The sequence below is a fragment of the Arthrobacter sp. H5 genome, assembly GCF_000520595.1.
Lineage (GTDB): Bacteria > Actinomycetota > Actinomycetes > Actinomycetales > Micrococcaceae > Arthrobacter_D.
Genome location: NZ_KI914989.1, coordinates 32,177 through 44,417, shown reverse-complemented (window position 1 = coordinate 44,417; position 12,241 = coordinate 32,177). Strand labels below are relative to the sequence as shown.

Annotated in this window: 10 protein-coding genes; 2 read left to right on the top strand and 8 right to left on the bottom strand. The window is 62.3% G+C overall.

What is annotated here, in order from left to right; all coding sequences use genetic code 11:
* From Y708_RS23725 to Y708_RS0107835, 3 genes are all read right to left on the bottom strand, one after another.
* A partial coding sequence (locus tag Y708_RS23725) for a 3-deoxy-7-phosphoheptulonate synthase (protein ID WP_035775763.1) occupies positions 1–784 on the bottom strand: 784 nt, incomplete at its 3' end.
* A gap of 248 nt (positions 785–1,032) precedes the next feature.
* Entirely contained in the window at positions 1,033–1,500 is a 468-nt protein-coding gene (locus Y708_RS0107840; RefSeq protein ID WP_028279495.1) for an ArsR/SmtB family transcription factor, read from the bottom strand.
* 90 nt (positions 1,501–1,590) lie between these two features.
* The gene (locus Y708_RS0107835; RefSeq protein ID WP_028279494.1) at positions 1,591–2,793 is read right to left on the bottom strand and encodes an acetoin utilization protein AcuC; all 1,203 of its coding nucleotides are present in this window, start codon (positions 2,791–2,793) and stop codon (positions 1,591–1,593) included.
* 118 nt (positions 2,794–2,911) lie between these two features.
* Between Y708_RS0107835 and Y708_RS0107830 the strand changes: the two genes are divergently transcribed.
* Together Y708_RS0107830 and Y708_RS0107825 are read left to right on the top strand one after the other, a co-directional pair.
* The gene (locus Y708_RS0107830) at positions 2,912–4,324 is read left to right on the top strand and encodes a TrkH family potassium uptake protein (RefSeq protein WP_028279493.1); all 1,413 of its coding nucleotides are present in this window, start codon (positions 2,912–2,914) and stop codon (positions 4,322–4,324) included.
* The gene (locus Y708_RS0107825) at positions 4,317–4,985 is read left to right on the top strand and encodes a potassium channel family protein (protein ID WP_028279492.1); all 669 of its coding nucleotides are present in this window, start codon (positions 4,317–4,319) and stop codon (positions 4,983–4,985) included. The genes Y708_RS0107830 and Y708_RS0107825 overlap by 8 nt, the downstream gene beginning before the upstream one ends.
* A 3-nt stretch (positions 4,986–4,988) precedes the next feature.
* On the opposite strand, the gene proC is transcribed toward Y708_RS0107825, so the two are convergent.
* From proC to Y708_RS23715, 5 genes are all read right to left on the bottom strand, one after another.
* Positions 4,989–5,834 carry a pyrroline-5-carboxylate reductase gene (proC, locus tag Y708_RS0107820; protein WP_028279491.1) on the bottom strand — a complete coding sequence of 282 codons (846 nt, stop codon included), beginning with the start codon at positions 5,832–5,834 and terminating at the stop codon, positions 4,989–4,991.
* 332 nt (positions 5,835–6,166) lie between these two features.
* Complete coding sequence (locus Y708_RS0107815) at positions 6,167–6,994, bottom strand: sugar phosphate isomerase/epimerase family protein (RefSeq protein ID WP_028279490.1); 828 nt, start codon at positions 6,992–6,994, stop codon at positions 6,167–6,169.
* Complete coding sequence (locus Y708_RS23720; protein WP_035775694.1) at positions 6,991–8,007, bottom strand: Ppx/GppA phosphatase family protein; 1,017 nt, start codon at positions 8,005–8,007, stop codon at positions 6,991–6,993. Before Y708_RS23720 ends, Y708_RS0107815 begins: the two co-directional genes overlap by 4 nt.
* Before the next feature lie 50 nt (positions 8,008–8,057).
* A complete protein-coding gene (topA, locus tag Y708_RS0107805) occupies positions 8,058–10,823 on the bottom strand; it encodes a type I DNA topoisomerase (protein ID WP_028279489.1) in 2,766 nt (921 codons plus the stop codon).
* A gap of 127 nt (positions 10,824–10,950) precedes the next feature.
* Positions 10,951–12,241, bottom strand: a 1,291-nt coding sequence (locus Y708_RS23715) for a methyltransferase (RefSeq protein WP_035775693.1), incomplete at its 5' end; no start/stop codon positions are given.

The window sequence follows — 12,241 nt, the reverse complement described above, 5'->3', positions numbered from 1 at the left end:
GCCGCTCGTTGAGCCCCGCAGCGGACAGGCGGCCCGCCGCTTCACCGACGTCGCCAGCCCCGTAATTTGGGCCCGCCGCGCCACCGCGGAGAATCAAGTGAGCATCAGGGTTTCCGGCCGTGCTCACCAAGGCCGCGCGGCCGTCGTCGTCAATTCCCAGGAACGCCTGCGCAGCCGATGCGGCGGCGCAGGCGTCAAGCGCCACCTGCAGACCGCCGTCCGTCCCATTCTTGAATCCAACCGGCATGGATAGCCCGGATACCAATTGGCGGTGGATCTGGCTCTCGGTTGTGCGTGCGCCAATCGCGCCCCAGCTGATCAGATCTGCAACGTACTGGGGACTGATCGGTTCGAGGAATTCGGTGCCCACGGGTAGTCCAAGCCTGCCCACCGCCATGAGGAATCCGCGCGCTGCACGCAGACCGGCCGCGATGTCATGGCTGCCATCCAGATGCGGGTCATTAATCAGCCCCTTCCATCCCACGGTGGTGCGTGGCTTCTCGAAGTAGGCACGCATCACCACCAGCACATCTCCGCGGTGTTCCCGGGCCGCTTCCGCCAGCTTTTCCGCGTATTCCAGACCGGCCTTCGTGTCATGGATGGAGCAGGGTCCCACGATCACCAGAAGACGGTCGTCAACGCCGTTCAGAATGGCGCGCACCTCGTCGCGGGAGCGCCCGATCTGCCCGGCCAGTTGATCATCCACGGGTTGTTCGGCGATCAACGATTGGGGAGAGGGCAGTGCCTTGAACCCGCGGATGCGCAGGTTGGAGGTTTTGCTCAGCTGTCAATGTATTCATGGTGTCCCGTCTGTCTGGAGATCCTGGGGCCGCTCCAACGGGACTCTATCTTTGTGAGCCTGCCGCGTAAACGACAAAGGGCAGAGAAGATTCTCTGCCCTGTTGGCTCTGAAGGGGTTGGTCAGCGCATTAGGCCGCGGGCTCCTCCAGAGCCAACGAAAAATACGCATACCAACGACTTGTCATAAAAAGGAGGCTAACCGCAGTAGTGCCGTCCACCAAACCGTCCGGCTTATTCCTTACGACGGCGCAGCTTGGGAAACTGGGCCAAAAGGTCAGCCGCGGCGCGCCCAACCGTGCGCCCAAAAGCCTGTTGGGACTGATCCTGGCTGGCCAGGGTATGGGCTGCTGCCGACAGGTCAGATGCCTGCAGGTGCGCTGCGGGTTCCACGTACACTGGCTGGTCCAGGCGGCGGGTATCTGCAGAGCCGGCGGCCCGTGGAAGGTCAAACTCGGCGAGCCAGCGGGCTATTTCCTGCAGCGGGCCGGAGTTCAGCGAGTAGAACCTCTTCTGCCCCTGCGCCCTCATGGAGACAAGACCTGCCTCGCGGAGTACTTTGAGGTGCTTGGAGACGGTGGGTTGGCTGACGGCAAGTTCCTCAACCAGTTCGCCGACAGCTTTGTCACCCGTGCGCAGGGATGCAAGGATTTCGCGGCGGGTGGCTTCGGCGATGACGGCAAAAACATCATCGATGACCATCCCATAACCCTAGCCACATATACGCGAAAGGGCATCCCTTGACGGCGGGGCCGGGCTGAATCGTTACGGATACTCTCGGACCAACCTCGGTCAGTCAAACCAGGGGTCGAGCCCGTGCAGGGGAAACACTGCCTTCCGGGTGGCCATGACTGAACGGTCCAGGGCATCGTTGGGATCGAAACCCACTTCCCAGGAGCGCCACCAGATGTCCCCCCCGTCCCCCATGAGCAGAGGGGTTTTCCGTCCGTAGCGCGCAAGCACGTGTTCCCGCCAACTCTCCGGCACCGGCGTGGACAAATTAACGGTCGCGCCGGCGGCAACGGCAATGAGCGCGGACCAGGATCGGGGAACTACGCTGGTCAGGTTATACCCGCCACCTCCGGTGGCGATCCACCGGCCGCCGCAGTGCCGCGAGGCAAGGTCGCAAATGGCAACCGCTGCTTCCCGCTGTGCATCTACGCTGATTTGAAGATTGGTCAGCGGATCATCCCTGTGGCTGTCGCAGCCATGCTGGCTCACAATCACCTCGGGCTCGAAGACGGCCGCTAACTGTGGCACAACAGCATGGAAGGCGCGTAGTAATCCAGAATCTCCGGTGTGCGTTGGCAGGGCAACGTTCACGGCTGTGCCTTCCGCACCTGGCCCGCCGATTTCGTTCGAGAACCCTGTACCCGGGAAGAGGCTCATTCCCGTTTCATGCAGTGAGATGGTCATGACTCTCGGATCATCCCAGAAGATCTCCTGTGACCCGTCACCGTGGTGGGCGTCCACGTCTATGTAGAGCACCCGGCCCGTTCCCGAGTCCAGTAGCCGCTGAACTGCCGCGGCGGCGTCGTTATAGATGCAGAATCCGCTCGCTCGCGAGCGCCCGGCATGATGCAGCCCGCCGCCGAAGTTGACGGCATGCAGCACAGCTCCGGACAAAACGGCGTCCGCCGCGGCCAGTGAGCCACCAACAAGCCGCGCGCTGGCATCATGCATTCCCTCAAACGCGGGGGTGTCCTCGGTGCCGAGGCCCAGCGAAATGTCGGCTTGATCCGGATCCGCTCCGGCGTCCTTCACTGCCTGGATGTACGCAGCGTCGTGCACGGTGAGCAGATCCACGTCGCCGGCCACCTCGGGTCGCTCAAGACTCACCTGCGGCAGGTCGAAGAGCCCGACGGCGCGGGCAAGGCGTGCAGTGAGGTCCAGTCTCGCGGGGTTCATCGGATGAAGCGCGCCGAAGTTATAGGCGAGCATGGATTCGTCCCACACCACGCGGGTGGCGAACGTGGGCGCGGTGTAACTGGACATCATTTACAGGCTACGCGATGCGGCATCCGTCCTGCCACGACTTCACCTATGGGAAGTGATTTACTACTCCAAGGACGTTAGTGATGCCAACACGGTGAATTGGGGCCAAGTACAAGCCATGGCAAGACAACAGCCGGCCTGGCTGCGCGGAGAGGAACGCCTGCACCTGCGTGTGCTGGGCAGTATCCGGGATTTTGCGGACGGAGTGATCAACAGCTCGCCGGCCCGCGTTGCACTGCTGGTTTTCTTTAGCGTCATTCTGATTTTCACGGCGCTTCTCAGCCTCCCTTTCGCCACCCGGGATGGATCCGGCGCGCCGCTCCACGACGCATTGTTCACTGCTGTATCCGCGGTGTGCGTGGTGGGTCTGACGGTAGTTTCCACTGCCACATACTGGTCCTTCTTCGGGCAGCTGATCATTCTGATCGGCATCTTTGTGGGTGGGTTGGGCACCCTGACGCTCGCCTCCCTCTTGGCGCTCATGGTCAGCAAGCGTCTGGGCGTGCGGGGAAAGCTCCTGGCACAGTCGGCTCTGAACAATGCGAGCCGCCTGGGCGAAGTGGGGACGCTGCTGCGCATTGTCATCACCACGTCGGTGGTGGTGGAGATCGTGCTCGCGCTCATGCTCATCCCCCGTTTCATGGTGCTGGGGGAACCTTTTTGGCAGGCGGTCTGGCATGGCGTCTTCTACTCTATTTCAGCGTTCAACAATGCCGGCTTCACCCCGCACTCCGACGGCCTGGTTCCGTATGAAACCGACCTGTGGATCCTTACTCCGATCATGCTGGGCGTGTTTATCGGAAGTTTGGGCTTTCCGGTCATTCTGGTGCTGCTGCAGTATCGGCACCACGTCAGGAAGTGGAGCCTCCACACCAAACTGACCATCAACGTCTCGCTCATACTGCTGGTGGCCGGCGCATTCATGTGGGCGGTCCTTGAGTGGGCCAACAGCCGCACCATTGGAGACATGAGTGTCTCGGACAAGATCATCCATGCGCTCTTTGCCTCGGTGATGACCCGCTCCGGCGGCTTCAACCTGGTGGATCAGGGTCAGATGGACACCACGACGATGCTCCTCACGGACGCGCTGATGTTCGCCGGCGGCGGCTCCGCCTCCACGGCCGGCGGCATCAAAGTGACCACGCTGGCAATCATGTTCCTCGCGATCCTCGCCGAGGGCCGTGGAGATTCCGATGTCCGCGTCTACGGACGCACCATTCCGCCCGGAGCAATGCGGGTGGCGATCTCGGTTATATTCATGGGCGCCACACTGGTGCTGGTCGGGAGCGGGCTGATCCTTTGGATCACCGGCGAAGAGTTGAACCGCGTGGTTTTCGAGGTAATTTCCGCCTTTGCCACCTGCGGGCTCAGTACCAACCTGAGCGCCGAACTCCCACCGGAGGGGAAATACGTCCTATCCATTTTGATGTTTGCCGGCCGAATGGGAACAATTACGCTGGCGTCTGCCCTGGCACTGCGCCAGCGGAGCACTCTGTATCACTACCCCGAGGAAAGGCCGATCATTGGCTGACAGACCAGCACACAACGCCCCCGTACTGGTTGTGGGACTAGGCCGCTTTGGGGCCGCCACCGCCGAGCAGTTGGTCAAGCAGGGCAGGGAGGTCCTTGCCATTGAACGGGACCCGCAGCTCGTCCAGAAATGGTCCAACGTCCTCACCCATGTGGTGGAGGCAGATGCCACCAACATCGATGCGCTGCGCCAACTGGGAGCACAGGAGTTCATCGCTGCAGTTGTTGGGGTGGGAACGTCCATCGAATCAAGCGTGCTGATTACGGCAAACCTGGTGGACCTCGGCATTGACCATCTATGGGTGAAAGCAATCACGCCGTCACACGGGAAGATCCTCAAGCGGATCGGCGCCAACCACGTCATCTACCCGGAAGCGGATGCAGGTCAGCGGGCGGCGCACCTGGTCGGTGGCCGGATGCTGGACTTCATTGAATTCGACGACGGTTTTGCCATAGTCAAAATGTTCCCGCCCAAGGAAACACAGGGCTTCACACTGGGTGAATCAGCCGTCCGGTCAAAGTACGGTGTGACAGTCGTGGGCGTGAAGTCTCCCGGCGAGGACTTCACCTACGCACGTCCGGAAACCAAGGTGACGAGCCGCGACATGCTCATTGTCTCCGGCCACGTGGACCTGCTTGAGCGGTTTGCAGCCCGGCCGTAGGCTTCAGCCGCCCAGTTCCCTGGTGATGGCTGCTGCGCGCTCAGCGGCGGCCCGGGCCCCGGCCGCGATGACGTCAGGCAACCCCCGCTCGTCGAAGGTGGCGATTGCGCGTTCCGTAGTGCCGTTGGGGCTTGTAACCGCCCGGCGGAGCGCGGCCGCGTCCGCCCCTTCCTCGGCAAGCATGAAGCCAGCACCCGCCACGGTCTCGTTGGCCAGGAGCTTCGCCAAATCCGGATTGAGCCCCAGACTGACACCAGCATTGGCCATAGCCTCGGCCAGGTAGAACGCGTAAGCGGGCCCTGATCCGCTGACTGCGGACAGCGCATCGACCTGGCTCTCCGGAATCTCAACAACTGTTCCCGCGGCACCCAGAATTACACGGGCCTGGTCCATCAATTCCAGAGTGGCATGTGTTCCCGCCGAAATGGAAAGTACGCCGCGTCCAAGACTCGATGGGGTGTTGGGCATGGTCCGGATGACCGGCTGCCCTTCGGGCAGAACCTGCTCAATCATCGCGATGGACACCGCCGCAGCAACACTGAGCACCGTTGCACCCGCTTTAAGCGAGGGTGCAACTTCACGGGCCAGTTCCACGATGCCCACCGGTTTAACTCCCAGAATGACGACGTCGGCCTCGGCGGCGGCCCGCCTGTTGGCGTCTGGATTGTCGTTTGAGGAGAGCACTGTGATCCCGTGCGTGGATCGAAGCTCCTCGGCCCGTTCGGGCCGGCGAACAGTTGCCGTGACTTGGGCGGGAGCTAGGCCGGCCTCCAGCAGACCACTCAAAATAGCACCGTTCATGGAGCCGCAGCCAAGAAATGAAATGTGTTGTGTGATGCGGTTGGTCATTGCTCCATCCTGTCACGAAGATCAATTCCCAGCATTCTCACAGGCTGTATAGAGCGCGGTTTCACCTTAAGGCAGTACAGTCGTTATTACCTCATAAAGGTGCGAGTGATTAGGGTCAGGTTTCCCTGATCTGACCCGGTGCCGGTGAGCGCAGAGCAGGTTTCCCCCAAGCCGCTCTTCCGCTCACCGGCACCACCCTTTTAAGCGACTTTCCTTCCAGCCTCGGACCTGCAACCCCGCCTGAACTTCACATGGTCGGCGCGGAGCACACCGTTTGCCCAGCCTCCACCCGGCTAACACTCAACTTGGGGTCCTAGAGTAATGAACACCTCCTAAAGGTGCGAGTGATGATGGTCAGGTTCTTTGACCTGACCCAGGTGTCGGCGAGCGAACGAGAGTGTTTCCCCCAACCACTCCTCCCGCTCGCCGGCACCTTTCGTTCTCCTCGTGCTGACCTCTACAGCCACGACGCCCTTCCACCCGCTTGTACGCAGGTGCGCCAGAGCCTCGCCGCAGCGCTGGGTTCCCTGGCCCGGGAGAAGATGTTCGTCCTTTCCGTTGGGGTTTCCATCAGTCAGATGCACATGGGTCAGGCGCTCACCCAGTCCCCGCATCTCTTCGAAGGAATCCATTCCCGCAATCGCGGCGTGCGAAAAGTCCCAGGTGATTGACTCATAGTCCTGAGGCACCGGGTTCCAATGTGGAAGATACGCCTTCGTCTCGCGCCCCCGCACCCGCCAGGGATACATATTCTCCACAGCTATCGCAACACCATAGTCGCCGCTGATCCGCTTGATGCCTTCGGCAAAGTTCTCCGCGTAGCCGCTCTGCCAGCGAAACGGTGGGTGGACGACGACCGTGGCCGCCCCCACCTCCGCAGCCAGGGCGGCCGACATCTCAATCTTGTTCCATGCCCTGCCCCACACCTGTTGGGTAAGCAGCAGCGTCGGTGCGTGGACCGCCATGATCGGCTGGCGGTACTGCTGGCTCAGCGCGGCGAGCATGTCCGGGTTCTGGCTGACATAATTATTGGTCACCATCACCTCCACGCCGTCATAACCAAGATCATGCGCAATGGCGAAGGCGTCGTGCACCGACAGCGGGTAGACGGAAGCGCTCGATAGTGCCACGGGAATGGCAGGCGGCCCCTCGACTGTCATCGGGCGGAGCCTGCGGAAGGGGCGCCCGATGCAGAGTTCAGCTGTACGTGTCCCACGCCCACCGTGGGCATGGGTTCCAATGACTCGAACATCAATGTGTCGAACCGGCGGAGCAGCAGCCCCTCGCGAAGAGCCCACGGGCAAATATCCATCCCCGGCACTTTAAACACTTCCAACGCGGCCTCGGCCACCAGCGCGCCGGCCAGCACCTGGTGGGCGCGCAGTTCAGATACTCCGTCCAGGTTGACCCGGTCACTGACCGACATGGCTTCGAGCCTCTTGGCCCACAACCTCAGATCTTCAAGGCGCAGCTCGCGCCGAACAAACGGTCCAGCGCCAGAAGGTGCTGCGCCGGCCATCCGGGCCAGCGAGCGGAAGGTTTTAGATGTGCCGGCCACCAGATGCGGCTCACCCAGTCTTTTGAAATCGGCGGCGGCATTTTTCAGTGTCCCCCTGATGTGGCGCCGCAGCTGCTTGACGCTCTTCGCGGACGGTGGGTCCTCACCAAGCCAGTCCCTCGTCAGTCGGCCCGCGCCAAGCGGGACCGAAGTGGCAACTTCCGGGAGCTCGTCCTCCCCCATCGCCATTTCAAACGATCCACCGCCAATGTCGAGGTTGAGGATGGAGCCAGCTCCCCAGCCGTACCAGCGCCGCACCGCCTGGAAGGTCATGGCCGCCTCTTGGTCGCCGGTCAATTCCTGAAGCGAGACGGAGGTCTCCTCCCGCACCCGTTCCAGCACGGCGGAACCGTTACCGGCCTCCCGGATCGCGGAGGTGCAAAAGGCAAGAAAGTCTTCCGCTTTGTGCCGGACGGCGAAGTCCCACGCTTCACGCACAAAGGCGATCAGTTCGCGCTGCCCCTCGTCGGTGATGCAACCATCACCGTCGAGGTAGGCCACCAGTTGAAGTGGCCGCTTGTGGGAAGCATACGGAACCGGACGTGCGCCGGGGTGTGCATCCACCAGAAGCAGATGCACAGTATTGGAACCGATATCGAGGACGCCTAGCCGCATGGTCTCATTATGTCCCGCCGTTCTGGTGTTACACCAAGCTCGCGAACACGTTACTTTCGGGCTGCCGCCTTGCGTTTCGCGGGAGCCCGTCCGGCTGACTTGCGCGGTGCCGGGCCCTTTTCTCGCTTCTCTGCAAGCAGGGCAACCGCGGTTTCCCGGGTCAATTCCTCGATGGCCGTTGAACCCGGCACGGTGATGTTGGTGATGCCGTCGGTGATGTAGGGACCAAACCGTCCATCCTTCACCACAATGGGCTTCTCTGACACGGGATCCTCCCCGAACTCGGCCAGCGGCGGTGCTGCTGTGCGTCCGCCGCGCTGCTTGGGCTGGGAGTAGATCTCCTGTGCCTGATCCAGCGTGATCGTGAAAATCTCTTCCTCGGACCCGATCGAACGGGAGTCACTGCCCTTTTTCAGGTACGGACCGAAGCGGCCGTTCTGGACAGTGATTTCCTTGCCCTCTGCATCCGCGCCCAGTACCCGTGGCAGGTTCATGAGCATCAATGCTTCTTCAAGGGTGACCGATTCGACCGCCATTGATTTGAAGAGCGAACCCGTGCGGGGTTTGGCCTTGACCGGCTTCTTTGGTGGCTTCGGCTTGCCGTTTTTGTAGTACTCCACCGGCTGATTTGCCAGGTCCTCGACAGTGGGCTCGGTAATCAGCTCGATCACGTACGGACCGTATCGCCCGTCCCGTGCTGCGATGGCACGGCCGGTCTCCGGATCATTGCCAAGCACGCGTTCCTCAGAGCCCGGCGCGTTCATGAGCTCAGTCGCCTTTTCAGGGGTGAGTTCATCCGGCGCAAGATCTTCGGGTACGTTGGCACGCTGTGGTTCGGTGCCTTCCGCCGCATCTGCAGGCAGCGGCTTTTCCAGGTAGGGGCCAAATTTGCCAACCCGGAGCACAATCCCCTCAGCGATCTCCACCGAGTTGATTCGCCGCGCATCGATCTCGCCTAGATCGCTGACGATTGTGTTGAGCCCCGTGACCTTCCCATCACCGTAGTAGAAGTGGTTGAGCCACTCAACGCGCCCGGCTTCGCCGCGGGCTATGCGGTCAAGATCCTCTTCCAGCTCGGCGGTGAAGTCATAGTCCACATAGTCGTGGAAGTGTTCTTCCAGCAGCCGCACCACAGAGAAGGCGATCCAGCTTGGAACCAGCGCTTGTCCACGCGTACGGACATAGCCGCGGTCCATGATGGTGGAGATGGTTGCGGCATAGGTGGATGGACGGCCGATGCCGCGTTCCTCGAGTACCTTCACCAGCGAGGCTTCCGTATAACGTGGCGGCGGCGAGGTTTCGTGCCCGACGGCGTCAATTCCCTCCGCGCCCAGCGCGTCACCTTTGGTCAGGTTGGGCAGGCGACCGCCCTTGCCCGCGGCGTCGTCCGCCGTATCGTCCTGATTACGGACGGCATCCCGTCCCTCTTCGTACGCTGCCATGAAACCGCGGAAGGTGATCACAGTTCCGGAAGCCGAAAACTCGGCGTCCTGGGTGGTTCCGTCCGCGGAGGTGGCAATGGCGCCCAGGCGGACTGACGCGGTAGAACCCAACGCATCAGCCATCTGTGAAGCGACGGTTCGCTTCCAGATGAGCTCGTACAGCCGGAACTCATCTCCGCGGAGCTGCTGGGCAACCTGCGCCGGTGTGCGGAACGAGTCTCCGGCGGGACGGATGGCTTCGTGGGCCTCCTGCGCATTTTTGGACTTGCCCTTGTAAATGCGGCGCGCGTCAGGCACATACTCGGCCCCGTAGAGTTCCGAGGCCTGGCGCCTGGCGGCATTCACCGCCTGGTCGCTCAGCGAGGGAGAATCCGTACGCATATAGGTGATGTAGCCGTTTTCGTACAGACGCTGCGCAACCTGCATGGTCACGCGGGAGGAGAAGCGCAGCTTGCGCGCGGCCTCCTGCTGAAGTGTCGAGGTGGTGAACGGCGCAGCGGGCCGGCGCGTATACGGCTTCGTATCCACCGAGCGGACGGTGAAATCAGCCTGCTGCAACGCGACGGCGAGCGAAGACGCCGCGGCCTCATCGAGCCGCGTGACACTTTGGGACTTGAGCTCGCCGAGGTCGTTGAAGTCCTTGCCCGTGGCAACGCGGGCACCGTTGACGGAGGCCAGCTTGGCGCCAAAGGACTCGCCCTTGGTGGCGTCCTCCGGTGAGAAGGTGCCGGTCAGGTCCCAGTACGACGCCGCGCGGAACGCCATGCGCTCACGCTCCCGCTCGACCACCAGGCGGGTGGCCACCGACTGCACTCGGCCGGCGGAAAGCCCCCGGGCAACTTTACGCCACAGTACCGGCGAAATTTCGTAACCGTAGAGGCGGTCAAGAATGCGCCGGGTTTCCTGGGCATCGACCATGGGAATGTCAAGGTCGCGGAGTTCCTGCATGGCCCGCTGAATGGCTTCCTTGGTAATTTCGGGGAAGGTCAGCCGGAAGACGGGAACGGTGGGTTTGAGCACTTCGAGAAGGTGCCACGCAATGGCTTCGCCTTCGCGGTCACCGTCAGTTGCGAGGTAAAGTTCGCTGGCGCCCTTGAGCGCGGCCTTGAGCTCGGCGACCCGCTTCTTCTTGTCAGCTGAGACAACGTAATAGGGTTCAAAGTCCTTGTCCAGGTCCACGGCAAATTTGCCCACGGAAGTCTTCTTCAACTCCGCCGGCAGGTCCGAGGGCTGCGGCAGGTCGCGGATGTGACCCATCGAGGCGGTGACTTCGAATCCCTCGCCGAGGTAGCCCGCAATGGTTTTGCTCTTCGCGGGGGACTCGACAATGACGAGCTTCTTGCCGGGCTTCTTTTCCGTTGCCTTAGCTGGCACTTCTCTCCTATAAACGGGTGCGGTTAAACAGCAGTAGAACCGAATTGTCTGGGATTGTGGGTGCTCCCCCACCATTCACAGTATGCGCTATGCCTACCTGCAATAGGGTAACCGCTCCCTGCGGAGGTCACCGACCGGAGCGCCCGTCCTGTGAGGATCCGCTCCCTGCCGGTACCAGAAAACCATCCTCGACCAGTTGCCTTACCTCCCGGAGGAGACTGGTGCGGAAGCCGTCGTCGTTCCGGTCCAGCAATGCACCCAGGGCACCGGCGATCTGCCCGGCGGTGAGGTCGCCGTCGCACGCTGATGCAAAGCCGGCCAGTTCCGTGCTGAGTAGGGTGGTACGCCTGAATCCCGCGCCCTGGCGCAGCAGAATGACGCCCGGGTGCTCGGCGCCGGGGCGCTGGTGACGCTCTTCGGTGACGTCTTCGGCGACCAGCATGTGTTGACCGTCTAGATCCCGGTGGGCGTCCAGCCAGTCGCAGCGTTCCACGGCCGCGGCCAGATGATGGCCAATGGGCTGTTCAATCTCATGGGTGATTTCTTCGAACCGGCTCATGAGAGCCTCGGCCGCTTTCGGGTTCCGCAGCCAGATCAGACCGAAACCAATCGCCTGCACGCCGCGGGACGCGAAGTCCGTCAGATAGTCGGCGAACCGTTGTTCGAAGCGTTCCGGCTCACGGTTCTCGGCTCCGTCGCGCAGCCAGGTTTCCGCATAGTGGGTGGGTGAGAGCTGCTCGCGCTGGATGAACCACGCGTCCGTGTGGGGTGGGATCCAGCCGCGGATGCGGTCGGGCCAATCGCTGCCCCCGGTAATCTCCCAATTGCCCAGCAGCTGTGCGGAGCCGCCTGGGGTGAGAACCCCTGGGATGCTCCGCAACAGGGCAGCGACAATGTCATCGCCGGGAAGTCCGCCGTCGCGGTAGGTGAACTGTTCCTCTGCGCCGTCACCCCGCGGGGTGATGACGAACGGCGGGTTGGACACCACCTGGTCGAAGGTCTCCCCTGCCACCGGTTCCAGCAGGCTGCCCAGCCTGAGCGAGACTCTTTGGTCCAGGTTGTCCGGATCGATCTCCAGCTGCTTTGCATTGAGCAGCAGGTTGAACCGGGTGAAGGCAAGGGCACGCCTGGAGATGTCGGTGGCGGTGACATGGGCGGCGTGCCTCAACAGATGGAAAGTTTGGATTCCGCAACCCGTGCCCAGATCCAAAGCGCGGCCCACGGGCTTCCTGGTGGTCAGCTGCGCCAGGGTCAGGGATGCCTGACCAATGCCGAGCACGTAATCGGTTCGTAACACCCCCGGCCGTTGACCGGAGCCAAAGTCGCTGGCCACCCAGAGGTCGCCGTCGGAATCAGTTGCGTGCGGACGCAGGTCCACCGCCGCCCGCCACGCTCCGGCTGCCGGCTCGATCAGTCCG